Origin of the sequence: Streptomyces sp. NBC_00285 (assembly GCF_036174265.1) — a bacterium.
GTDB lineage: Bacteria > Actinomycetota > Actinomycetes > Streptomycetales > Streptomycetaceae > Streptomyces.
On the sequence record NZ_CP108055.1, the window covers coordinates 1,907,688 to 1,931,997 of the forward strand.

Genomic DNA, 24,310 nt, shown 5'->3' on the forward strand with positions numbered 1-24,310 from the left:
CAATGCCCGCCCCGAAGGGCGGTACGGGCCTCAGACCGCCCGGTTGCGCCGCCGCGCCAACTCGTCTGCGGGGTTGTGTCCCACCAGGGTCTCCCCGGTGTCGATGCGCTCTCCGTGCAGTTGGGACAGGGCGCTCTCGACGTCACGCCACACGACACCCACGGCGATCCCGAAGATTCCCTGACCGCCCTGGAGCAGCGCGTGGACCTCGTCCGGCGAGGTGCACTCGTAGACCGTGGCACCGTCGCTCATGAGCGTCATGCGCTCCAGGTCCTGGAAGCCCCGCTCCCGCAGGTGCTGGACCGTGGTGCGGATGTTCTGCAGGGACACGCCGGTGTCGAGGAACCGCTTGACGATCTTCAGGACGACGACGTCCCGAAAGCTGTAGAGCCGCTGTGTCCCCGACCCGTGGGCGGGCCGCACGCTCGGCTCGACGAGCCCGGTGCGCGCCCAGTAGTCGAGCTGCCGGTAGGTGATGCCGGCCGCCGCGCAGGCCGTAGGGCCGCGATAGCCGATCTGCTCGGACGCCATGGACGTCGCCCCTCCGCTGCTCGGCACGGCCGCCGTTCGCTGCGGAACGTGCTCGGCCGCACTGCCGTGCTGGGGGTCTGCCCAACTCGACCGAAGTTGAGAGCTTGGGGGAGGGTACGGACCGCTTGCCCCGAGACTCCGTCCGGGGGCACCCCCAGCCGTACCGTCGCCGCTGCTTCTCACGCCGACCTCCGTCCTTGACCTGCCTTCTCGACGGTAGGCAGTCACCAGGGGTGCGTCAACGATCGCCACACTCGGCACGCCGAGTGATAATCACCCTAGGAGTGGTTTCCCGTATCCAACCGCGGGGAAAGGCTAGCCGAATGTGCTCCGAACGGGCCGCAGGACGCTCTCACACGCCGGTGGCAAATGCCAGCATTTTGGTGACGACCGGACACAGCCGACCTCTCACGGACCACTGATCCGCCGGGTCGGCTGACTCTGTCTCACTGGCTGCTGGTGCCGAAGTCCTCGGGGGAGATCTGGTCGAGGAACTCGCGGAACTTCTCCACCTCGTCCTCCTGCTCGTCCGGAATCGCGATGCCGGCGTCGTCGAGTACTCCGTCGCTGCCGTAGATGGGCGTCCCGGTGCGCAGGGCCAGCGCTATGGCGTCGGACGGCCGCGCGCTCACCTCGACCCCGCTGGCGAAGACCAGCTCCGCGTAGAAGACGCCCTCACGAAGGTCCGTGATGCGCACTTCGGTGAGCTCCTGGCCGACCGCCTCCAGCACGTCCTTGAACAGGTCGTGGGTCAGCGGTCGTGCGGGGGCCATGCCCTGCTGCGCGAAGGCGATCGCAGTCGCCTCCCCGGGCCCGATCCAGATGGGAAGGTAGCGGTCGCCTCCCACTTCACGCAGGAGCACGATCGGTTGGTTGGAGGGCATTTCGACCCGGACACCTACGACATCGAGCTCGTTCACACAGCAACCCTAGGCCGTGCCCGGGACGTTTGGGTAGTCGGGCAGGAAACGGGTGACAGTTCCTGCACCAGCCGCCCTCAGGGCAGTCGTACACCGAGCGCGGTCTGCACGAGTGCCGCATGCAGCTTCACCGTGAGGCCGGCGAGTTCCTTCGCACGGGCTTCCGCGTGTGCGCGGGTCTGCGGGTTGCGGTGGCGCTTCAGCGGGGCCACCACCTGCTCCACGAGCCCAGCCTCGCGTTCGGCGGCGGCCTTCATCGCCCTCAGATGCCGCGGCTCGATCCCGAACCGCCCGAGTTCGGCGACGAGCGCGGCGACCGTGACCACCTCGGCGTCGTACGCCCCGTCCGGCAGCGCGGTGATGAGCCCGTACGACTCCCACTCCGCCAGCTCCGACTCGCCGATCTCGGCGGCGGCGAGCAGCTCGGCCCTGCCGATCCGCGCCGCGGTGGGTCCCTCGGAGACCTCCAGGACCGTTTCTCCGTCGCGCTGACGGCCCACCGTGGGCAGCGCCGCGGCCTCGCCGCGCTCCATGGCGTCCAGGTGCTCACGGATCACCTTGAGCGGCAGATAGTGGTCCCGCTGCATCCTCAGGACGTGACCGAGCCGCTGGAGGTCCCGGTCGCTGAACTTGCGATACCCGGAGGGGGTCCGCTGCGGCTCGATGAGCCCCTCGGACTCCAGGAAACGGATCTTGGAGATCGTGACTTCGGGAAACTCGTCGCGCAGCACGTTCAGCACCGTGCCGATACTCATCAGCCCACTGTCCGTGGCGGCGGTGCCGTATCCCGCACCGCCGCTCGGTGTTTGAAGCATGGACCTTCCCTGGGAGGGTCAGTAGCCCCGCTGGCTCGCGTAGAACACCAGCCGGTACTTGCCGATCTGCACCTCGTCGCCGTTGTTCAGAGCGACCGAGTCGATCCGCTCACGGTTGACGTACGTGCCGTTGAGACTGCCCACGTCGGACACGGTGAACGCGCCGTCCTGGCCGCGACGGAACTCCACATGCCGACGCGAGACGGTGACGTCGTCGAGGAAGATGTCGCTCTGCGGATGCCGGCCGGCCGTGGTCAGCTCGCCGTCCAACAGGAAGCGGCTGCCCGAGTTCGGCCCGCGACGCACCACCAGCAGCGCGGAGCCCAGCGGCAACGCGTCGACGGCCGCCTGCGCCTCCGGCGACAGGGCCGGCATCTGCGTCTGCCCGGTGACCTCGGCGTCGTACGCCTCGAGCCCGGAGATGGAGATGGTGGAGGTCGTCTCCGAGGGACGCTCGGGTACGGCCCCGGCTCGCAGCGGGGCGCCGCAGTTGGAGCAGAAGCGGCTGTTCTCCGCGTTGCGGTTACCGCACCTCGTACACACCTGGGCCGACATAGGGGAAAACCCTCCACCCGTACTTGAGGTTGACGGCTGCCCGAAACCTATGTCGCCGGACTGGGCAGGGTCAACAGACGGCACGCCCTGACCTCCGGGAACGTCACTGCCCGGGCCACCGAGCTGATCCCGGAACAGCGGGCGCTCACCCTCTGAGTCGGGCTGTGCGCGATGACGAGCGGTCGCGTTGTCGCTGCCCTCTCGCGCACTCTTGCCGAACAACTTCGCAAACAACTTCACGGGCGATTCCCCTTGACCGAAACAGACCCGCCCGTGGGGCAGGACGAACCCTGATTGAACACACCGGTCGACCCGGACACCCTCACAACGTCCGTTTCCACCAGACAGTTTCCACCACGCACCACCCATTCGGTGCGCCGACCCCCCGCAACCTCATGCCCTGGCCCGACGCGCCGCATGCACCCCCGGTTCACCGGGAGGACGACCGAGCGTAGTCAGGCCGCTTCGCCGCTCGCAAGGCGTCCACGACGATCTTGCCCGACCGCTCGACGGTAACGGTGGCCTGCTCCTTCTCAAGAGTCTGCACCACGCCTCCAGGAATGTTGAGAGCCGGTTCGAGGTCCTGCGGATTGCCGATGACCTTGAAACGAAACGGCGTGGAGATCTTGTTCCCGTCGACGTTCACTCTCTTGTCGGAATCCGACAGATAGGTGCCCGCGACGACCCGCACACCGTTCACCTGGATCGCCTCCGCCCCGGCCGCCCGCAACTCCTGGATCGCGTCGAGCAGCATGTCTGCCTCGACCGTCCCCTTGGTGTCCTCGATCGTCATCGTGATGCCCGGCCCCTGCGCGGCCACGGTGCCCGCGAGAATGCCGAGTTGCCGCTCCTTCTCGACCGTCTGCTTGCGAGCCTCCTCGGCCTGGTCGGAGCTGTTCTCCAACTCGTCCCGCTGCTTCTCGAGACCCTGCTTCTCGTCTTCAAGACGCTGAGTACGGTCGTCCAGTTCATCCAGGATGCGTACGAGATCCTCTTGCCGCGCCCCGCGCAGCGCGCTGTCGCTGTCGCTGTTCGACGCCACCTGGACGGCGAGGCCGAAACCGAGGCCGAACAGCAGGACGGCGACGATGAGTTGGGCGCGCGTCACACGCGGCGGCCACAACCCCTGCACCAGCCGCTGACGGCCGGTGAGCCGCGGCTCCACCACCGGCGCGTCCGTCACCTCGGGCGGCCTCGCCGGAAGTTCCTCGGGCAGTTCCTTGCGCAGCCTGTTGCCGGGCGGCTCGTCCTGCTCGCTCATCGGCCTCACGCCCGGAAGACGTGCCGGCGGATCGCCGCGGCGTTGGAGAAGATGCGGATCCCGAGCACGACCACGACACCGGTCGACAGCTGCGCACCCACGCCCAACTTGTCGCCGAGGAACACGATCAGCGCGGCCACGACCACGTTCGACAGGAACGACACGACGAAGACCTTGTCGTCGAAGATGCCGTCGAGCATGGCCCGCAGACCCCCGAAGACGGCGTCGAGCGCCGCCACCACGGCGATCGGCAGATAAGGCTCGACGACCGCCGGAACCTCGGGCCGGACCAACAGGCCGGCCACGACTCCCACGACGAGGCCCAGTACGGCGATCACGATGTGCCTTTCTCAGTTCTCGGCTCTGCAGTACGTACGATCACACTCGGTGCGGCCGGCAGCCGGAGGTCGCCCTCCACGGAGATGGCGGTCCGGATGCCGTAGTCCTCTTGGAGGGCGTGCAGATACAGTCCGTCGGCACTGTTCTGGAACCTGCTGCTCAGCCGTTGCCCGTCCCCCACCGCAAGCACCGTATACGGCGGAACCAGCGGCTTGTTGTCGACCAGTATCGCGTCACCCGCGGCTCTGATCGCCGACAACGCGGTCAGCCGCTGTCCGTTGACGGAGATGGCCTCGGCCCCCGACGCCCACAGTCCGTTGACGACCCGCTGCATGTCGCGGTCGCGCACGCGCCCGGTGTCGGAGAACCCCGAGGTCTCACGCGGGTTCCCGTCACCGCCGGTGCTGGCTTCCTTGGCGTCGTTCACAACCAGCTTGACGCCGGGGCCGTGCACTTCCACGGCGCCCGACAGGATGCCCATGAGATCGGCCTGGCCGCTGTCGCCACTCTGTTTGAGCGCCTGGCGCTGCCGTGTACTCACGTCGTCGCGCAGCTCGTCCACGCTCTTCTCGAGCCTGTCCGCCGTCTCGGTCTCACGGTCGATCCGGTCGATGAGCTCCTCGCGCTCCTTGGCCACGACAGGAGCGGCCACCCGCGCCTGCGCCGCCCCCACGGTGACCACCAGAGCCGCGAGCACCAGGCCGACGGCAAGGCCGAGCTTGGCCCGCAACGTCCTGGGGAGCCCAGCGTCACCGGCGGCCTTCTTCCGAGCCGCCGACTCGGCGTATCCGTCATCGAGGCTGTGGTCCATGACGTTGGTGAGCAGCGACATGGAGGCGTCCGGGCGCGAGGGGCGCGTGGGCGTGCTCCGGACGGGGGGCTGCTGCGGCATGCCGAACATCGTCGCACGTCGCGACCCCTACCTCCGAACGGCCCCATCCGCGTGCCGGACAGGCCCCCTTGGGGGCACATGTCCGGCACGCGCGTGTGTGGATCAGCGACCGGCACTGTCCACGACGGCCGCCCACTCGTCGAGCAGAGCCTGCGCGGAAGCGTCGTCGGGCCCCTCGGCCCACAGATGCGTGACCGCCTCGGCCGGGTCCGGCAACACCATCACCCAGCGCCCGTCGGTCTCCACGACCCGGACACCGTCGGTCGTGTCGACAAAGCGATCGCCGGCCGCCTCGACGACCCGCCGCATCACCAGCCCCTTGACGGCCCACGGAGTCGCCAGATCCCGCTTGATGACATGTGCCCGCGGAATCCGCGCGTCGATCTGGCTGAGCGTCAGCTGCGTCCGCGCCACCAGCCCGATCAGCCTCACGAAGGCCGCCGCGCCGTCGAAGACACTGCTGAACTCCGGAATGATGAAGCCGCCCTTGCCGTCACCACCGAAGATCGTCGAGTCGTCACGGCCGACACGGGTGAGGTCGTCGGGCGAAGTGGTCGTCCACTCCACCTGTGTGCCGTGGTACGCCGCCACCTGCTCACCGATCCGCGTGGTGGTCACCGGCAACGCCACACGACCGCTACGCCGCTCCGCAGCGACCAGATCGAGCATGACGAGCAACGCCCGGTCGTCCTCGATGATCCGCCCCTTCTCGTCGACCAGGGACAGCCGTTCACCCACAGGGTCGAACCGCACTCCGAACGCGGCTCGCGCGGACGCCACGATCTCTCCCAGCCGCACCAGCCCCGAACGCCGAGCGTCCGCCGTCTCCGTGGGCCTGGACTCGTCGAGCCCCGGGTTGATGGTCAGCGAGTCCACACCGAGCTTCCCGAGCAGACTGGGCAGCACCAGTCCCGCGCTGCCGTTCGAGGCGTCCACGACGACCTTGAGCCCGGACTCGGAAATGCCTGTGATGTCGACGTTCCGCAGCAACGAGCCGGTGTACGAGTCGAAGACACTCGCCGGGAAGTGCAGATCACCGATCTCCCCGGGGAACGCCCGCCGGTACTCCTGCCGGGCGAAAACCCGGTCCAGCTTCCGCTGGCTGCCCTGGGACAGGTCCGCGCCCCGCCCGTCGAAGAACATGATGTCCACGGAGTCCGGAACCCCGGGCGTGGTCCTGATCATGATCCCACCGGCACTGCCGCGCGCGGTCTGCTGCCGCGCCACGGGCAACGGCACGTTCTCCAGGTCGCGTACGTCGATGGCGCTGGCCTGGAGAGCGGAGATCACTGCCCGCTTCAGCGCCCGTGCGCCTCGGGAGTGGTCGCGGGCGGTGGTGACGGTCGACCCCTTCTTGAGGGTCGTCGCGTAGGCCCCGGCCAGCCGGACCGCAAGCTCCGGAGTGATCTCGACGTTCAGGATGCCGGACACCCCACGGGCGCCGAAGAGATGCGCCTGGCCCCTGGACTCCCAGATGACGGAGGTGTTGACGAAGGCGCCGGCCTCGATGGTCTTGAACGGGTAGACCCGAACATTCCCCTGGATGATCGATTCCTCGCCGACGAGGCACTCGTCACCGATGACCGCACCGTCCTCGATACGGGCCGCCCGCATGATGTCGGTGTTCTTCCCGACGACACATCCACGGAGATTGCTCTGCTGGCCGATGTACACGTTGTCGTGCACAACCGCCTTGTGCAGAAAGGCCCCGCTCTTGACGACCACGTTGGAGCCGATGACGCTGTGCTCACGAATTTCCGCGCCGGCCTCGACCTTCGCGTAGTCCCCGATGTAGAGCGGGCCGCGGAGAACGGCGTCAGGATGCACCTCTGCACCCTCGGCAACCCATACGCCCGGGGAGATTTCGAAGCCGTCGATCTCGACGTCGACCTTGCCCTCCAGAACGTCGGCCTGAGCCTTCACATAGCTCTCGTGGGTGCCGACGTCCTCCCAGTACCCCTCAGCGATATAGCCGTAGATCGGCTTGCCTTCCTTCATCAACTGCGGAAAGACATCGCCGGACCAGTCCACGGGTACATCGGACTCGACATAGTCGAAGACCTCGGGCTCCATCACGTAGATGCCCGTGTTCACCGTGTCCGAGAAAACCTGCCCCCAGGTCGGCTTCTCCAGGAAGCGCTCGACCTTCCCCTCCTCATCGACGATGGTGATGCCGAATTCGAGTGGATTGGGTACGCGCGTCAGGCAGACAGTGACCAGCGCGCCCTTTTCCTTGTGGAAGTTGATGAGTTCGGTGAGATCGAAGTCGGTCAGGGCATCACCGGAAATTACGAGGAAAGCATCGTCCTTCAACGCCTCTTCGGCGTTCTTGACGCTTCCGGCGGTACCGAGTGGCTTCTCCTCGTTGGCATAAGAGAGCTCCATCCCGAGCTCTTCACCGTCACCGAAGTAGTTCTTGACCAGCGAGGCCAGGAACTGCACAGTGACGACGGTCTCGTTGAGACCATGCCTTTTGAGCAGCCGAAGAACGTGCTCCATGATCGGCCGGTTTACCACCGGCAGGAGCGGCTTGGGCATGCTTGAGGTCATTGGGCGAAGGCGTGTGCCTTCGCCTCCGGCCATCACGACGGCCTTCATGTCGGAAGCGTCCTCCTCCAAGAGATGACGGTCTAGCCGACTTCACCCGTCCAGATTGTCCCGCACATTCCCGGCGGGGGCCATCGAGCCGTTACGGCTGTGCCAATGGACGAGTTCAATCGGCCATGGCGTCCGCACGGACTAGGCGGCGGACTTGTACCACGTAGAGGACTCCTGCCCACCAGTAGAGGGTTGTACCCCATCCTGCGAACGCCCATCCGAAAATAGCAGCGAGTGACGAGAGCCATCCAGTTCCGTCACTGAGCAGGAGCAACGGGAAGGCGTACATCAGGTTGAAGGTGGCAGCCTTGCCGAGGAAGTTCACCTGCGGCGGAGGATAGCCGTGACGCCTGAGGATGCCCACCATCACCAGGAGAACCAGCTCACGCAGAAGCAGTGCAGCCGTCAACCAGATTGGCAGAATTTCGCGCCAGGTGAGCCCGACCAAGGTCGAGAGAATGTAGAGCCGGTCGGCTGCGGGGTCCAACAGCCGGCCCAGGCTGCTGATCTGGTTCCAGCGGCGGGCGAGCTTGCCGTCCAGGTAGTCACTGATGCCGCTCAGGGCCAACACCAGCAACGCCCACTCGTCGCTCCTGGGGCCCCCGAACTCAGGCCTGAGGATCAGCCACAGGAAGAGCGGCACACCAACGAGCCGCGCCATGCTGAGGATGTTGGGGATGGTGAGGACCCGGTCCGTCTGGACCCGGGTCTCCTGGACCTCCACCCGGGAGCCTCCTGTGGGAAATGTGCCGACGATGCCCCCTGACCCTACCTCAACACAAAAAAGCTCTGGCTCTTGGGCTGTGCGCCCAAGAGCCAGAGCTCTAAAAGGAGTTCGGCGGTGTCCTACTCTCCCACAGGGTCCCCCCTGCAGTACCATCGGCGCTGTAAGGCTTAGCTTCCGGGTTCGGAATGTAACCGGGCGTTTCCCTCACGCTATGACCACCGAAACACTATGAAACTGTCGAACCATGCCACACCACACCCCTCGTAAACCACAGGGATGTGGGGCTGTTCGTGGTTTCAGAACCAACACAGTGGACGCGAGCAACTGAGGACAAGCCCTCGGCCTATTAGTACCGGTCACCTCCAGCGGTTACCCGCCTTCCAGATCCGGCCTATCAACCCAGTCGTCTACTGGGAGCCTTAACCCCTCAAAGGGGGTGGGAATACTCATCTCGAAGCAGGCTTCCCGCTTAGATGCTTTCAGCGGTTATCCCTCCCGAACGTAGCCAACCAGCCATGCCCTTGGCAGGACAACTGGCACACCAGAGGTTCGTCCGTCCCGGTCCTCTCGTACTAGGGACAGCCCTTCTCAATATTCCTGCGCGCGCAGCGGATAGGGACCGAACTGTCTCACGACGTTCTAAACCCAGCTCGCGTACCGCTTTAATGGGCGAACAGCCCAACCCTTGGGACCGACTCCAGCCCCAGGATGCGACGAGCCGACATCGAGGTGCCAAACCATCCCGTCGATATGGACTCTTGGGGAAGATCAGCCTGTTATCCCCGGGGTACCTTTTATCCGTTGAGCGACGGCGCTTCCACAAGCCACCGCCGGATCACTAGTCCCGACTTTCGTCCCTGCTCGACCCGTCGGTCTCACAGTCAAGCTCCCTTGTGCACTTACACTCAACACCTGATTGCCAACCAGGCTGAGGGAACCTTTGGGCGCCTCCGTTACTCTTTAGGAGGCAACCGCCCCAGTTAAACTACCCATCAGACACTGTCCCTGATCCGGATCACGGACCCAGGTTAGACATCCAGCACGACCAGACTGGTATTTCAACGACGACTCCACAGACACTGGCGTGCCCGCTTCACAGTCTCCCAGCTATCCTACACAAGCCGAACCGAACACCAATATCAAACTGTAGTAAAGGTCCCGGGGTCTTTCCGTCCTGCTGCGCGAAACGAGCATCTTTACTCGTAGTGCAATTTCACCGGGCCTATGGTTGAGACAGTCGAGAAGTCGTTACGCCATTCGTGCAGGTCGGAACTTACCCGACAAGGAATTTCGCTACCTTAGGATGGTTATAGTTACCACCGCCGTTTACTGGCGCTTAAGTTCTCAGCTTCGCCACACCGAAATGTGACTAACCGGTCCCCTTAACGTTCCAGCACCGGGCAGGCGTCAGTCCGTATACATCGCCTTACGGCTTCGCACGGACCTGTGTTTTTAGTAAACAGTCGCTTCTCGCTGGTCTCTGCGGCCACCCCCAGCTCACCGAGTAAATCGGATCACCAGTGATGGCCCCCCTTCTCCCGAAGTTACGGGGGCATTTTGCCGAGTTCCTTAACCATAGTTCACCCGAACGCCTCGGTATTCTCTACCTGACCACCTGAGTCGGTTTAGGGTACGGGCCGCCATGAAACTCGCTAGAGGCTTTTCTCGACAGCATAGGATCATCCACTTCACCACAATCGGCTCGGCATCAGGTCTCAGACTTAATGAACGGCGGATTTGCCTACCATTCGTCCTACACCCTTACCCCGGGACAACCACCGCCCGGGATGGACTACCTTCCTGCGTCACCCCATCACTCACCTACTACAAGTCTGGTTCGCCGGCTCCACCACTTTCCATTCCCCGAAGGGTCCGGAACGGCTTCACGGACTTAGCATCGCCTGATTCAATGTTTGACGCTTCACAGCGGGTACCGGAATATCAACCGGTTATCCATCGACTACGCCTGTCGGCCTCGCCTTAGGTCCCGACTTACCCTGGGCAGATCAGCTTGACCCAGGAACCCTTAGTCAATCGGCGCACACGTTTCCCACGTGTGTATCGCTACTCATGCCTGCATTCTCACTCGTGAACCGTCCACCACTAGCTTCCGCTGCAGCTTCACCCGGCACACGACGCTCCCCTACCCATCCATACAGGCGTTGGCCCTATTGTATGAATGACACGACTTCGGCGGTACGCTTGAGCCCCGCTACATTGTCGGCGCGGAATCACTAGACCAGTGAGCTATTACGCACTCTTTCAAGGGTGGCTGCTTCTAAGCCAACCTCCTGGTTGTCTGTGCGACTCCACATCCTTTCCCACTTAGCGTACGCTTAGGGGCCTTAGTCGATGCTCTGGGCTGTTTCCCTCTCGACCATGGAGCTTATCCCCCACAGTCTCACTGCCGCGCTCTCACTTACCGGCATTCGGAGTTTGGCTAAGGTCAGTAACCCGGTAGGGCCCATCGCCTATCCAGTGCTCTACCTCCGGCAAGAAACACACGACGCTGCACCTAAATGCATTTCGGGGAGAACCAGCTATCACGGAGTTTGATTGGCCTTTCACCCCTAACCACAGGTCATCCCCCAGGTTTTCAACCCTGGTGGGTTCGGTCCTCCACGAAGTCTTACCTCCGCTTCAACCTGCCCATGGCTAGATCACTCCGCTTCGGGTCTTGAGCGTGCTACTGAAACGCCCTATTCGGACTCGCTTTCGCTACGGCTTCCCCACACGGGTTAACCTCGCAACACACCGCAAACTCGCAGGCTCATTCTTCAAAAGGCACGCAGTCACGACGCACCAAGTAAACTTGATGCGCGACGCTCCCACGGCTTGTAGGCACACGGTTTCAGGTACTATTTCACTCCGCTCCCGCGGTACTTTTCACCATTCCCTCACGGTACTATCCGCTATCGGTCACCAGGGAATATTTAGGCTTAGCGGGTGGTCCCGCCAGATTCACACGGGATTTCTCGGGCCCCGTGCTACTTGGGTGTCTCTCAAACGAGCCGTTGACGTTTCGACTACGGGGGTCTTACCCTCTACGCCGGACCTTTCGCATGTCCTTCGTCTACATCAACGGTTTCTGACTCGCCTCACAGCCGGCAGACTGTGAAGAGAGATCCCACAACCCCGCACACGCAACCCCTGCCGGGTCTCACACGTATACGGTTTGGCCTCATCCGGTTTCGCTCGCCACTACTCCCGGAATCACGGTTGTTTTCTCTTCCTGCGGGTACTGAGATGTTTCACTTCCCCGCGTTCCCTCCACATACCCTATGTGTTCAGGTATGGGTGACAGCCCATGACGACTGCCGGGTTTCCCCATTCGGAAACCCCCGGATCAAAGCCTGGTTGACGGCTCCCCGGGGACTATCGTGGCCTCCCACGTCCTTCATCGGTTCCTGGTGCCAAGGCATCCACCGTGCGCCCTTAAAAACTTGGCCACAGATGCTCGCGTCCACTGTGCAGTTCTCAAACAACGACCAGCCACCCATCACCCCCAACCTGAGCTGGAGTTCACTGGGGCCGGCACCCGAAGACAGACCTTACGGCCGTGCCCTCAGACACCCAACAGCGTGCCCGGCATCCCCGCCACTCATGATCAGCTTTCCACGCTCCGAAGAGCAGTACTTGCAGCCCGAGATGACTGACGATGCCGAATAATCAACGTTCCACCCGTGAGCAACCAGCATCGGACGTACGCCGATGTACTGGCCTCTGACCTCACCCCGTGGGGATCGGTAAGAAGTGCTCCTTAGAAAGGAGGTGATCCAGCCGCACCTTCCGGTACGGCTACCTTGTTACGACTTCGTCCCAATCGCCAGTCCCACCTTCGACAGCTCCCTCCCCACAAGGGGGTTGGGCCACCGGCTTCGGGTGTTACCGACTTTCGTGACGTGACGGGCGGTGTGTACAAGGCCCGGGAACGTATTCACCGCAGCAATGCTGATCTGCGATTACTAGCAACTCCGACTTCATGGGGTCGAGTTGCAGACCCCAATCCGAACTGAGACAGGCTTTTTGAGATTCGCTCCACCTCACGGTATCGCAGCTCATTGTACCTGCCATTGTAGCACGTGTGCAGCCCAAGACATAAGGGGCATGATGACTTGACGTCGTCCCCACCTTCCTCCGAGTTGACCCCGGCGGTCTCCTGTGAGTCCCCGTCACCCCGAAGGGCACGCTGGCAACACAGGACAAGGGTTGCGCTCGTTGCGGGACTTAACCCAACATCTCACGACACGAGCTGACGACAGCCATGCACCACCTGTACACCGACCACAAGGGGGGCACCATCTCTGATGCTTTCCGGCGTATGTCAAGCCTTGGTAAGGTTCTTCGCGTTGCGTCGAATTAAGCCACATGCTCCGCTGCTTGTGCGGGCCCCCGTCAATTCCTTTGAGTTTTAGCCTTGCGGCCGTACTCCCCAGGCGGGGAACTTAATGCGTTAGCTGCGGCACCGACGACGTGGAATGTCGCCAACACCTAGTTCCCACCGTTTACGGCGTGGACTACCAGGGTATCTAATCCTGTTCGCTCCCCACGCTTTCGCTCCTCAGCGTCAGTAATGGCCCAGAGATCCGCCTTCGCCACCGGTGTTCCTCCTGATATCTGCGCATTTCACCGCTACACCAGGAATTCCGATCTCCCCTACCACACTCTAGCCTGCCCGTATCGAATGCAGACCCGGGGTTAAGCCCCGGGCTTTCACACCCGACGTGACAAGCCGCCTACGAGCTCTTTACGCCCAATAATTCCGGACAACGCTTGCGCCCTACGTATTACCGCGGCTGCTGGCACGTAGTTAGCCGGCGCTTCTTCTGCAGGTACCGTCACTTTCGCTTCTTCCCTGCTGAAAGAGGTTTACAACCCGAAGGCCGTCATCCCTCACGCGGCGTCGCTGCATCAGGCTTTCGCCCATTGTGCAATATTCCCCACTGCTGCCTCCCGTAGGAGTCTGGGCCGTGTCTCAGTCCCAGTGTGGCCGGTCGCCCTCTCAGGCCGGCTACCCGTCGTCGCCTTGGTGAGCCATTACCTCACCAACAAGCTGATAGGCCGCGGGCTCATCCTTCACCGCCGGAGCTTTCAACCACCACAGATGCCCGTAGCAGTGATATCCGGTATTAGACCCCGTTTCCAGGGCTTGTCCCAGAGTGAAGGGCAGATTGCCCACGTGTTACTCACCCGTTCGCCACTAATCCCCACCGAAGTGGTTCATCGTTCGACTTGCATGTGTTAAGCACGCCGCCAGCGTTCGTCCTGAGCCAGGATCAAACTCTCCGTGAATGTTTACCCGTAATCGGGTGCACACATCACGAGAGCGGAGCAACCACCGGAATAAGGCAGTCACTCACAGCGTCCTCGCTGTGTATTCTTCAAAGGAACCTCATCTACGACCATGAAGGCCGGAGACGGGGTATCAACATATCTGGCGTTGATTTTTGGCACGCTGTTGAGTTCTCAAGGAACGGACGCTTCCTTTGTACTCACCCTCTCGGGCTTTCCTCCGGGCGCTTCCCTTCGTTGTTCCAAACTCTATCAGTGATTTTCCGGCCCCCTGACCACCGTCCTGCAAGCACGCAGAAGGTGATCCCGAGTTGGGATCTGACAAGTTGGATGCTGCTCGACCAGGACACTTGGTGGCGTCACTCGGCCTCGAGCAGGACTACGACTGTACACGGGGCCGCGAAGAGGGTGCAAATCCATGGGGCTGGTGGTCTAGACCACTTAGCGGTATCTTCCATACGGAGCCCGAACTTCATCTGACATACGCTGCTGGAAAGCGCCGTCCTAGCCAGGCAGTGACGGCGCATACCCGCAGCTCCACCCCTGGGAGGCTTCCCATGACCACCGTGACGTCCCCTCTTGCAGGACGCGCCATCGGACTGGCCGCCGTGCCGGATCCGGTCTTCTCCGGGGCCATGGTCGGCCCGGGTACGGCGATCGATCCCGTACGTGAGCCCTCCGAGGCCGTCGCGCCCGTGGACGGAGTGATCGTCTCTCTGCACCCGCACGCGTTCGTCGTCGTGGACGAAGAGGGGCACGGCGTGCTCGTCCACCTCGGGATCGACACCGTTCAGTTGAACGGCGAGGGATTCGAGCTGCTGGTGAACAAAGGCGACACCGTCACACGCGGGCAGGCTGTCGTGCGCTGGAACCCGGCTGCCGTCGAGGCCGCCGGCAAGTCCGCCGTGTGCCCGGTCGTGGCGCTGGAGGCCACGGCCGAGGCGCTCTCCGAACTGCGTGACGACGGCGACGTGAAGGCCGGCGACAGTCTCTTCGCCTGGAAGTGACGTCACCTACCGTCGGGAGACGGTAGGTAGGGATGACAACCACCGCGGCGGCGGGACCCGCCGCACTATCGGAGACGGTGAGATGGAGACAACGCTGCGAGGCGTCGGCGTGAGCCACGGTGTGGCGATCGGCGAGGTTCGGCACATGGGAACGGCGGTGCTGGAGCCGCCTGCCAAGCAGATTCCGGCGGAAGACGCGGAGCGCGAACAGGGACGCGCTCGCAAGGCCGTGGATGCCGTGGCAGCCGACCTGATGGCGCGCGGCAATCTGGCCGGGGGTGAAGCCCAGGCGGTGCTCGAGGCGCAGGCCATGATGGCGCAGGACCCGGAGCTGATGGCGGACGTGGACCGGCGGATCGCCGTCGGCAGCACTGCTGAGCGTGCCGTTTACGACGCGTTCGCCGCGTACCGCGAGCTGCTGGCCGCTGCCGGTGAGTACCTCGCCGGACGCGTGGCCGATCTCGACGACGTGCGGAATCGTATCGTCGCCCGTCTGCTGGGCGTGCCCATGCCGGGCGTGCCGGACAGTGACGAGCCGTATGTTCTGGTGGCGCGCGATCTCGCGCCCGCCGACACCGCTCTGCTGGATCCGACGCTCGTTCTGGGCTTTGTGACCGAGGAGGGTGGCCCGACCAGTCATAGCGCGATTCTGGCGCGGGCACTCGGTGTGCCGGCCGTTGTGGCGCTGCCGGGTGCCGGTGAGCTCACGGAGGGCACGGTGATCGCCGTCGATGGAAGCACCGGCGACGTTTTCGTGAACCCGAGCGACGAGAAGAAGGCCGAGTTGGAGGCCGCGGCCGCCCAACGGAAGGCTGCGCTCGCCGCGTCGACCGGTCCGGGGGCCACCGCCGACGGCCACAGGGTGCCGCTGCTGGCCAATGTCGGCGGTCCGGCTGACGTGCCTGCCGCGGTCGAGGCCGGAGCCGAGGGTGTCGGTCTCTTCCGTACCGAGTTCCTCTTCCTCGACGACAGCAAGAACGCACCGTCCGAGGAGAAGCAGGTCGAGGCCTACCGGCAGGTGCTCGAAGCCTTCCCGGAGGGGCGTGTTGTCGTTCGTGTACTGGACGCCGGCGCGGACAAGCCCTTGGACTTCCTGACGCCTTCCGACGAGCCGAACCCGGCGCTCGGCGTGCGTGGTCTGCGGACGCTGCTCGACCACCCGGAGGTACTGCGCACACAACTGACGGCGCTCGCCAGGGCCGTTGAGGGGCTGCCGGTCCACCTCGATGTCATGGCCCCGATGGTGGCGGACCGTGCCGATGCCAAGGCGTTCGCCGATGCATGTCGTGCGGCGGGGCTGCGAGCGAAGTTCGGCGCGATGGTGGAGATTCCCTCGGCCGCCCTGCGGGCGCGGTCGATTCTGCAGGAAGTCGAGTTCCTGTCGTTGGGGACCAATGACCTCGCTCAGTACACCTTCGCCGCCGACCGTCAGGTGGGTGCGGTGTCCCGCCTTCAGGATCCGTGGCAGCCTGCTCTGCTCGACCTCGTCGCGCTGTCAGCGGAGGCGGCGAAGGCCGAGGGCAAGAGCTGTGGTGTCTGTGGCGAGGCGGCCTCCGACCCGCTGCTCGCCTGTGTACTGACCGGTCTCGGAGTCACCTCCCTTTCCATGGGTTCCGCGTCCCTTCCTTATGTCCGGGGGACCCTGGCGAAGTACACCCTGGCGCAGTGTGAGCGTGCGGCCGCGGCCGCACGGGCGGCCGACAGCGCCGAAGAGGCGCGCGAGGCGGCTCAGGCGGTGCTGTCCGGCGAGTAACCGCACGGCACCGGTATGACTGTTCCGGGAGGGCGCCTCACCTGTGGTGGGGCGCCCTCTAGGTGTTCAGTGGCTGTGACGCAGTGTCTGCCCTTCCGGGCCGAGGTCGGGTGGGACGCAGTAGTCGACGTCCGATTCCGGGGAGATCAGGTCGCCGGAGTCGACGTCGGTGCAGTAGGCGTCGAAGACTTCTCCGGCTGTGAGGGGTTCGAGGCCGTCACCGCGCAGGCGCCAGCCGTAGATGCGGTCGGTGGTTCCCTGGGCAGTGGTGCGCATGACGAGTCCACCTGGGCTCTGGTTGGCGATGCCCAGGGCGAGGACGGTGGTGAATTCGAGGGCTTCGGCCTCGTCGAGTTGTACGGCTCCCCCGGCGTTCTCGTCGGAGTGGAGAACGGCGACGAGGGTTTCCGGAGTACTGGTGATGCTGCACACGAGATGGTGTGTGCCCGGCCGGGCTGTGTCCAGGATCTGGACGAGAAGGTGGGAGGCCCGGGTGAAGGCCGCGCGGCCGAGGTCCTCACCACAGGAACCACAGGCACCGAGTCGGGCGAGGAGTGTCGTCGCGTACTCCCAGGTGGCCTGGCGGACAGCCTCGTCCACGAGGGCGGGCACCAGGTCGGTCAGGGGCTGGCCCTCGTAAGGGAGCGCCGGTCCGGTGTTGGCGAGTTCCGCGGTAAAACGTGTGCGACTCGACGGGATGTCCGGGTTGAGGCCCGTGGCCTCGCAGAACTCGGCGTACTCCAGGGGGTCGAAGAGGGCCACTGTCGTGTGGCCGCCCTGCGAGGCGCGGGTCTTCAGGAGGTCTTCGACCTGTTTCAGGTAGGTCGCGTGGTCAGCGAAGGTGAAGCTGCGGTAGCGCCGCATGGCGCGGAAGTCGTGTTCGTCGGTGAGCAGGCCGATGGTGCCGGCGATTTCGCGGCGCAGCGCGCGTCGCATCGTCTGGTGGGCGGTGTGCGCCATGTTTCCCCCTGCGTGCAGTCGATCAATGCTCACTCACAGTAATCGGCGGCACTGACAACGGGGGTGTGCCGAGACGTACGCGGACCAGCTGGTGCTGGACTGCGCAGGTCAGAGCGATCAGTGTGCCGAACGTGAGCCATCCCGCCGGGCCGGTGTCGAGGGCGAGGGCGAGGGCGAGGGCGAGGGCGACGGAGAGTTCCCACGAGACGGTGGCGTGAAGCATCTCGGCCGTGGTGAAGGCGGCCGCCGTGGTGGTGCCGAATCGGGCGAGCGGGATCTGGAGGGCCACGACCATGACGTTGTTGAGGACCATGAGGAGGGGCGCCAGTCCGTGCGGTGCGTTGCTCGCGTGTGCGATCCGCAGAGGCAGTCCGACTTTGAACATGGCGTCGTCGAGGAAGAGAACCGCTTCGGTGGCGACGTATGCGAGGTAGGTGCGGTCGCGCCAGGGGTTGGCCGGCCGGGTCATGGGAGCCGCGTGCTTCGAGCCGGTGACGGTGCGGGAAGGAGCCTGTGGCTCGCCGCATCGCAGGGTGAGGAGGGCCGAGGCGACGAAGGACAGGGCGTCACCGGCGAGAAGCCACTGACAGGCGGCGGTCGTCCCGATCGTCAGGGCCGCCGCGGCGGCGAGACCGCCGATCGCCCAGCCCGCGTTCGCGATGGTCTGGTGGAAGCCTGGTAGCGGACGCGGTCCGGGCCTGCCACCCGGGCGGCGTAGAGGTTGGTGAGGACGGCCTAGGAGGCGAGGGCCAGAATCCGTACGGTGGTGGCTGCTCCGTCGAGCGCCGGGACGCGCTGTTGGATGTGCTCCGGGACCGTCCTGAGGTGCTGGTCGTAGAGAACGATCACGCCTCTGCGGACTCTCACCGGCGGCGGGTTGCGGCGCTGGGTGCATGTGCGCACGGTGAGCAAGTTCCTGGGGACGGACCTGCGGTGGGCGGCCGCCGCGTGTGATCCGATCACGGTGGACCGGCACGACGGGCGGCTGCTGCTGACCTCGGCTGAGTCAGTCATCTGCTCCCGGAGACGGTGTACGGGCTCCTCACCGACGAAGGTACGCGCGCGTTGGTGGCTCGCGCCGAGAGCGTCCGGGACGAGTCGGCCGTGGTGAACGGGCTGTGCTCGTACGGCTGGTGGGTCGCGGCCGGGGCCCGGTTCCGGCTGTCGTCCGGTCCGGGGGTGCGGATCACCGTCGCCGAGCTCGAACCGGCCGACGCGGTGCGGCCGGCCTCGGTCCGAGGCCACCTACGGTGGTTGACCCGCCGGGTCAGGCGCGCTTGCGGGCCAGGTCCTCGTAGAAGTGGAGCAGGTCGAGATTGTCGATGGAGCCGGGGTTGACCGCCTTGTCCAGGGGCGTGCCCTGGAGGAGTCGCTTCACGGGGACCTCGATGCGCTTCCCGGTGAGGGTGTGCGGGATGCCGGGCACCTCGATGACCTCGTCGGGGATGTGGCGCGGTGAGAGGTTTTCGCGGATGGTCCGCTTGATGCGGTCCAGAAGTGCCTGGTCGAGGACGGCTCCCGGGACGAGATGCACGAAGAGGGGCATCCAGTAGCCTCCGTCGGGCTGTTCGATGCCGATGACCAGTGTTTCCCTGATCTCGGGGAGCCGCTCCACGGCCTCGTAGATGTCGGCTGAGCCCATGCGGACGCCCTGCCGGTTGAGCGTCGAGTCGGAGCGGCCGTGGATGACGACGGAGCCGCGCGAGGTGATGGTGATCCAGTCGCCGTGGCGCCACACTCCGGGATAGGTGTCGAAGTAACTGTCGTGATAGCGGCTGCCGTCGGGGTCGTTCCAGAAGTGGATCGGCATCGACGGCATGGGGTTGGCGACGACGAGCTCGCCGACCTCGTCCGTCAGGGGTGCGCCGCTGGGATCCCAGGACTGCAGGTCGGTTCCGAGACCGGCGGCCTGGAGCTCACCGATGTACACGGGCAGTGTCGGTACGGCTCCGGCGAAGCAGGAGCACACGTCCGTGCCACCGCTGACGGAGGCGATCCACAGGTCCTCACGGACCTCGTCGTGCAGCCAGCGGAACCCGTCGGGCGGGAGCGGTGAGCCGGTGGTGGCCACGCAGCGCACCGCGGAGAGGTCGAAGTCGCGTCCTGGGTGCACGTCGGCCTTGCGGCAGGCCATGACGTACGCGGCCGAGGTGCCGTAGAGGGTGGCGCCCGTGCGTTCGGCGACCCGCCACTGGGCGCCGGTGTCGGGATAGCCGGGGCTGCCGTCGTACAGGACGACGGTCGTGCCGGTGAGGAGGCCGGAGACGAGGAAGTTCCACATCATCCAGCCTGTGGAGGTGTACCAGAAGAAGCGGTCCTCGGGACCCAGGTCGCAGTGCAGGCCGAGCTGCTTGAGGTGCTCGACGAGGATGCCGCCCTGGGACTGGACGATGGCCTTGGGCAGGCCCGTCGTGCCGGAGGAGTAGAGCACCCACAGCGGGTGGGCGAAAGGCACCTGCTCGAAGACCGGCTCGGTGTCCGCGTTCGTCAGGGCGGACCACTCCAGGGCTCCTTCGGGAGCCTCGGTACCCAGCAGCGGGATGTGGACGACGGCACGGAGGGAGGGGAGTTCGCCGCGGAGTTCGGCGACTGTCTCCCGGCGGTCGTGCTCCTTGCCGCCGTAGCGGTACCCGTCGACGGTGAACAGGACCACCGGTTCGACCTGCTGGAAGCGGTCCAGGACGCTGCGGGCACCGAAGTCGGGGGCGCATGACGTCCATACGGCGCCCACGGCGGCCGTGGCGAGGAGTGCGACGACGGCTTCCGGGATGTTCGGGAGGTAGCCGCTGACGCGGTCTCCCGGACGTACGCCGAGGACCCGCAGCTCGGCGGCCAGGGAGCCGACCTGGCGGCGCAGCTCGGACCAGGTCACCGGACGCGGTTCATGGGTCTCGTCGACGTACAGGAGGGCGGGTTCGTCGGCGCGGGTCGCGGCCGCGCGCAGGGCGTGCTCGGCGTAGTTGAGGGTGGCGCCCGGGAACCATTCGGCGCCCGGCATCGAGCGCTCGCCCAGCACGCGCGCGTAGGGCGTCGAGAACCGTACGTGGAACCACTGCGTGACCGCTGCCCAGAACTCCTCCAGCTCGTCCACGGACCAGCGGTGGAGAGCCTCGTAGCCGCCCTCGGCCGGGGCACCGTGGTGTTCGGCCGCCCATGCCTGGAACCGGGTGACCTGGGCCCGGGCGATGCGCTGCGGATCCGGCTGCCAGAGCGGCTGGGGGTTCACGGTCGACATGGGGCGGCTCCCGGGCTGTGCGCGTCGTGTGCGTCACCCGCGCACGGGCAAGGGGTGTGCGCGTGACGCGGCTGTCAGGGACGATGCCATGTGATCAACTTCTACGCCAGGGTGCGACCCACACAGTCCGTGTCGTGAAGATGTGGTCCCGGCACAGGTGAACGGCAGTTGAACGGCACGCGCGCGTGGGGCAGTGAGTGACAGGGTGAGCAGCATGAACGGTCGTGACCTGGTGCGTTCGGTGAAGGCGGTCGGTTCTGCGGGGGCGCCCCTGGGGTTCCGTACCGTGCGGGCGGCGTGGCGCAGGAGGCGTACCGACGCCGCCGGGTTGCCGGCCCGCGGGGCCGAGCGCGCACGGGTGCCGGGTCTGGTGCAGAGCGTCGAGCCGGGGCCCGGCGGGGGCGTCATACGGTTCAACCGCTCCGAGCTGCTGATCACGGTCACGGTGAACGGGGCGGTGTTCTGGGGCTGGGACGGGGCCCGGGCCGAGCCCTCGTACGGCCTCGCGGGTCGTTGCCCGGAGCCTGATCCCCGGGCGGTCCTGGAGCCGGACAAGGACGGCGGCTGGCGGGTCGTCGCCGAGCGGGCGACGGTCGTGGTGTCGCGGCACGGCGCGGTCGAGGTGCGTACGCCCGGTGGGGTGATGCTGCGCCGGGATCTGCCGCCTCGGTGGTGGGAGCCGGTGGGCGGCGGTGCGGCGCGTTGGATGCAGCGGTCCGAGGTGGCCGCCGACGCGCGGTTCTTCGGGCTGGGGGGCCGGGCGTCGGGACCGCGGTTGCGGGACGGAACGTATCGGCTGTGGAACACCGACCCCATGCGGGCGTTCGGGCCTGGCGACGATCCTCTGTACGTCACGATGCCCGTGCAGGTGGTGGTGGCCGACGCAGCCACCCATCTCGTGTTCCACGACACCTCGTGGGACGGCACCGTGACCCTGCGGGAGGGCGAGGAAGGCGCTGGTTCCGGGCACGACCGGGCGGGGACGTCCGAGCTGCGGGCGGACGGCGGTCCGCTGCGCTGCTGGGTGATGGTGGGCACGCCCGCGCGCGTGCTGCTCGGCTGGGCCTCGCTCACCGGTGCGCCCGCGCTGCCTCCGTCGTGGGCGCTCGGCCATCACCACGCGCGCGAGGTCTTCGGCACCGAGCAGGAGGTGCGGCGCATCGTGGCCGGCTACCAGGAACGCGGTCTGCCGCTCGACGCCGTCCATCTGGGCACCGACCACTACGACGGGCACCAGGTGTTCACGGTCGACCAGGAGCGCTTCCCCAAGCTGCCGCAACTGGCCGAGGAACTGCGGCGGGACGGGATCCGGCTGGTGTCGGTCGTCACGCCGGCGGTCAAGGCCGGGCCGGGCGGCGCCGTGTACGACGGCGGGGCGGCCGAGGACGTCTTCGTGCGGGACGCGTCCGGGCGGCTCGTGGAGGGGGTCGTACGCACCGGGGAGGCGGTTTTCCCCGACTTCACGCACGCGCGTGTGCGCGCCTGGTGGGCCCGCCTCTACCAGGAGCGGCTCTCGGCGGGGTTCGCGGGCTTCTGGCACGACATGAACGAGCCCACCTCGTTCACCGCCTTCGGGGAGTCCACTCTGCCGCGCTCGGCTCGGCACGCGTTGGAGGGCCGGGGCGGCGACCACCAGGAGGCGCACAACGTCTACGCGCTGTGCATGGCCCGGGCCGGTTACGAAGGTCTGCGCGCCTTGGTGCCCGATGAGCGGCCCTTCCTGGTCTCGCGCTCCGGATGGGCCGGCATGCAGCGCTACGGCGGCACCTGGTCCGGTGACGTGGCCACCGGCTGGCCCGGTCTGCGGGCCTCCTTGTCGCTCGTCATGGGGCTCGGGCTGTGCGGGGTGCCCTACTCGGGGCCCGACGTGGGCGGCTACGACGGGCACCCGTCGCCGGAGCTCTATCTGCGCTGGCTCCAACTGGGCGCGTACCTGCCGCTGTTCCGCACGCACGCGGGTCCGCGGGCGGGGCGGAGGGAGCCTTGGGAGTTCGGTGCCGAGGTGCTGGAGCACGCGCGCGTGGCGCTGGTGGAACGCCGGCGGCTGCTGCCGTACTTCATGACTCTCGCGCAACTGGCCCGGCGTACCGGAGCGCCCTATGTACGGCCCCTGTGGTGGTCCGCGCCGGAGGACCGCGCCCTGCGGGACTGCGAGGACGCCTTCCTCCTGGGTGACTGTCTGCTCGTGGCACCGGTGCTCGATCCGGGCAGCGACCGGCGTGCGGTCCAGTTGCCGCGGGGCCGCTGGTACGACACGACGACGGAGCAGGCGTACGAAGGGCCGGGGCAGGTGCTCGTCGACGCTCCGCTGTCGCGGATCCCGGTGCTCGCGCGCGCGGGTGCCGTCATCCCGGTGCGGGGAGACGACGGCGGTCTCGAGCTGGAGGTATGGGCACCCGCCCGCGGGCGGAGCGGGGGCGGGCTGGTCGTGACGGAGGCGGGCGACGGCTGGGACGAACCCGGGATCGAGCGCTATGCCGCCCGCTGGGAGGGCGGGAAGGTGGTCGTTCGGCTGGAAGGTGAGGACGGTGTGCGCCGGCCGTCCCACCCGGTGCGGCTGCGCGGGCTCGGAACGAGCTGAGGCCCTTCTGACGGATCGCCGCGGGAGAAAGCGCGCCGTTCGGTGCGTGCGATCGGCGTACGGACGGTCATGTGGCGGACCCGCCCGGCCCGTTGCCCCGTGCGGCTGGGGGTCCCCCACGCCTTGAGGCGGTGGGGGTGCGTGCGGGCGTCACGACGCTGCGGAGATTACTCGGAAGGGCCCCAGGTCTCAGATGTAGCGGCCCTCGAACCAGGCCCGTACGACCAGGGTGTGCAGCGGGAAGGCGAGCTCCTCCGGTCTGCGCAGGAGATGCCAGCCCTCGGTCTCGTCCGTGGCGGCGGACCGAGGGAGGCCGTCGGCGGGGCGCTCCGGCAGCATCCCGAACAGCAGCAGGTGCCCGTCGGTCGAGCTCAGGGCGTCGATGAGCCGCACGTCCCGGCTCGCCGCCTCGATGCCGGTCTCTTCCCTGAGTTCACGGACCAGGGCCTGCCGCCAGTCCTCGCGGTCGTCCATGTAACCGCCGGGCAGTGCGATGCCCCCGCGCGCGGGGCTGATGGTTCGGGTGATGACGACCAGGGCCGTGCCCTGGGTGTCGTACACGGGCTGGAGGGCGACGGCGACCGGCAGGGGGTTGCGGTAGGCCACGGTGGCGCAGGCGGGACAGGTGCGGGGCCAGCCCGCGACGCCCTCTCCGTAGGGCGCTCCGCAGCTCGAACAGTGGGAGCCGCGTACGGAGTTGGGAATGGAGTGTTGGGTTTCGGACACGCGGCGGACTGTATCCGATCATCGGTGGCTCCGGTTCCGTTGGGTCCTCTGCCTCTTTGCCGCCGCCCGTGCGACACTTCTGACGATCCGTCAGTTCTGGTCCGGGGAGGGACTTTGT

At 66.2% G+C, this 24,310-nt stretch carries 17 protein-coding genes and 3 rRNA genes; 3 read left to right on the forward strand and 17 right to left on the reverse strand.

Annotated elements, in window-relative coordinates:
* Window positions 1–30: 30 nt before the first annotated feature.
* The 12 genes from OHT57_RS08695 to OHT57_RS08750 all read right to left on the reverse strand — a co-directional run bounded on the left by OHT57_RS08695 (window position 31) and on the right by OHT57_RS08750 (window position 13,930).
* Window positions 31–714: a MerR family transcriptional regulator gene (locus tag OHT57_RS08695; RefSeq protein WP_328745497.1), complete on the reverse strand. Its 684-nt coding sequence runs from the start codon at window positions 712–714 to the stop codon at window positions 31–33.
* A gap of 263 nt (window positions 715–977) precedes the next feature.
* Window positions 978–1,451: a bifunctional nuclease family protein gene (locus OHT57_RS08700; protein WP_004002801.1), complete on the reverse strand. Its 474-nt coding sequence runs from the start codon at window positions 1,449–1,451 to the stop codon at window positions 978–980.
* A gap of 77 nt (window positions 1,452–1,528) precedes the next feature.
* Window positions 1,529–2,266, reverse strand: a complete 738-nt coding sequence (gene ftsR, locus OHT57_RS08705; RefSeq protein WP_328745498.1) for a transcriptional regulator FtsR — start codon at window positions 2,264–2,266, stop codon at window positions 1,529–1,531.
* A gap of 18 nt (window positions 2,267–2,284) precedes the next feature.
* Window positions 2,285–3,190 (reverse strand): FHA domain-containing protein, encoded by a 906-nt coding sequence (locus tag OHT57_RS08710; protein ID WP_328745499.1) that lies wholly within the window; start codon window positions 3,188–3,190, stop codon window positions 2,285–2,287.
* A gap of 61 nt (window positions 3,191–3,251) precedes the next feature.
* On the reverse strand, window positions 3,252–4,082 hold the full coding sequence (locus tag OHT57_RS08715; protein ID WP_328745500.1) for a DUF881 domain-containing protein: 831 nt from the start codon (window positions 4,080–4,082) through the stop codon (window positions 3,252–3,254).
* A 5-nt stretch (window positions 4,083–4,087) separates the two neighbouring features.
* Window positions 4,088–4,420, reverse strand: coding sequence for a small basic family protein (locus OHT57_RS08720; RefSeq protein ID WP_003988855.1), 333 nt, complete (start codon window positions 4,418–4,420; stop codon window positions 4,088–4,090).
* Entirely contained in the window at window positions 4,417–5,253 is an 837-nt protein-coding gene (locus tag OHT57_RS08725) for a DUF881 domain-containing protein (RefSeq protein WP_328753151.1), read from the reverse strand. Before OHT57_RS08725 ends, OHT57_RS08720 begins: the two co-directional genes overlap by 4 nt.
* A 162-nt stretch (window positions 5,254–5,415) precedes the next feature.
* A complete protein-coding gene (locus OHT57_RS08730; protein ID WP_328745501.1) occupies window positions 5,416–7,911 on the reverse strand; it encodes a mannose-1-phosphate guanyltransferase in 2,496 nt (831 codons plus the stop codon).
* Between the two features lie 115 nt (window positions 7,912–8,026).
* Complete coding sequence (locus OHT57_RS08735; protein WP_328745502.1) at window positions 8,027–8,635, reverse strand: CDP-alcohol phosphatidyltransferase family protein; 609 nt, start codon at window positions 8,633–8,635, stop codon at window positions 8,027–8,029.
* Window positions 8,636–8,744: 109 nt separating this feature from the next.
* Window positions 8,745–8,861: ribosomal RNA gene (gene rrf / locus OHT57_RS08740) — 5S ribosomal RNA — on the reverse strand.
* Between the two features lie 103 nt (window positions 8,862–8,964).
* Window positions 8,965–12,087 (reverse strand): 23S ribosomal RNA (locus OHT57_RS08745).
* A gap of 315 nt (window positions 12,088–12,402) precedes the next feature.
* Window positions 12,403–13,930, reverse strand: a 16S ribosomal RNA gene (locus OHT57_RS08750).
* Together the 16S, 23S and 5S rRNA genes form the textbook arrangement of a ribosomal RNA operon.
* Before the next feature lie 557 nt (window positions 13,931–14,487).
* Here OHT57_RS08750 and OHT57_RS08755 point away from each other — a divergent pair.
* Complete coding sequence (locus OHT57_RS08755; protein WP_328745503.1) at window positions 14,488–14,937, forward strand: PTS sugar transporter subunit IIA; 450 nt, start codon at window positions 14,488–14,490, stop codon at window positions 14,935–14,937.
* Window positions 14,938–15,019: 82 nt separating this feature from the next.
* A complete protein-coding gene (ptsP, locus tag OHT57_RS08760; protein WP_328745504.1) occupies window positions 15,020–16,690 on the forward strand; it encodes a phosphoenolpyruvate--protein phosphotransferase in 1,671 nt (556 codons plus the stop codon).
* Between the two features lie 66 nt (window positions 16,691–16,756).
* On the opposite strand, the gene OHT57_RS08765 is transcribed toward ptsP, so the two are convergent.
* From OHT57_RS08765 to OHT57_RS08780, 4 genes are all read right to left on the reverse strand, one after another.
* Window positions 16,757–17,650, reverse strand: a complete 894-nt coding sequence (locus OHT57_RS08765; RefSeq protein ID WP_328745505.1) for a hypothetical protein — start codon at window positions 17,648–17,650, stop codon at window positions 16,757–16,759.
* 22 nt (window positions 17,651–17,672) lie between these two features.
* Window positions 17,673–18,119, reverse strand: a complete 447-nt coding sequence (locus OHT57_RS08770) for a hypothetical protein (RefSeq protein WP_328745506.1) — start codon at window positions 18,117–18,119, stop codon at window positions 17,673–17,675.
* A 266-nt stretch (window positions 18,120–18,385) separates the two neighbouring features.
* Entirely contained in the window at window positions 18,386–18,553 is a 168-nt protein-coding gene (locus tag OHT57_RS47410) for a hypothetical protein (RefSeq protein ID WP_443053433.1), read from the reverse strand.
* A 364-nt stretch (window positions 18,554–18,917) separates the two neighbouring features.
* On the reverse strand, window positions 18,918–20,885 hold the full coding sequence (locus OHT57_RS08780) for an acetoacetate--CoA ligase (RefSeq protein WP_328745507.1): 1,968 nt from the start codon (window positions 20,883–20,885) through the stop codon (window positions 18,918–18,920).
* Between the two features lie 214 nt (window positions 20,886–21,099).
* Here OHT57_RS08780 and OHT57_RS08785 point away from each other — a divergent pair, with 214 nt between their 5' ends.
* A complete protein-coding gene (locus OHT57_RS08785; protein WP_328745508.1) occupies window positions 21,100–23,466 on the forward strand; it encodes a glycoside hydrolase family 31 protein in 2,367 nt (788 codons plus the stop codon).
* A gap of 189 nt (window positions 23,467–23,655) precedes the next feature.
* On the opposite strand, the gene OHT57_RS08790 is transcribed toward OHT57_RS08785, so the two are convergent.
* A complete protein-coding gene (locus OHT57_RS08790; protein ID WP_328745509.1) occupies window positions 23,656–24,192 on the reverse strand; it encodes an NUDIX domain-containing protein in 537 nt (178 codons plus the stop codon).
* Between the last annotated feature and the right edge of the window lie 118 nt (window positions 24,193–24,310).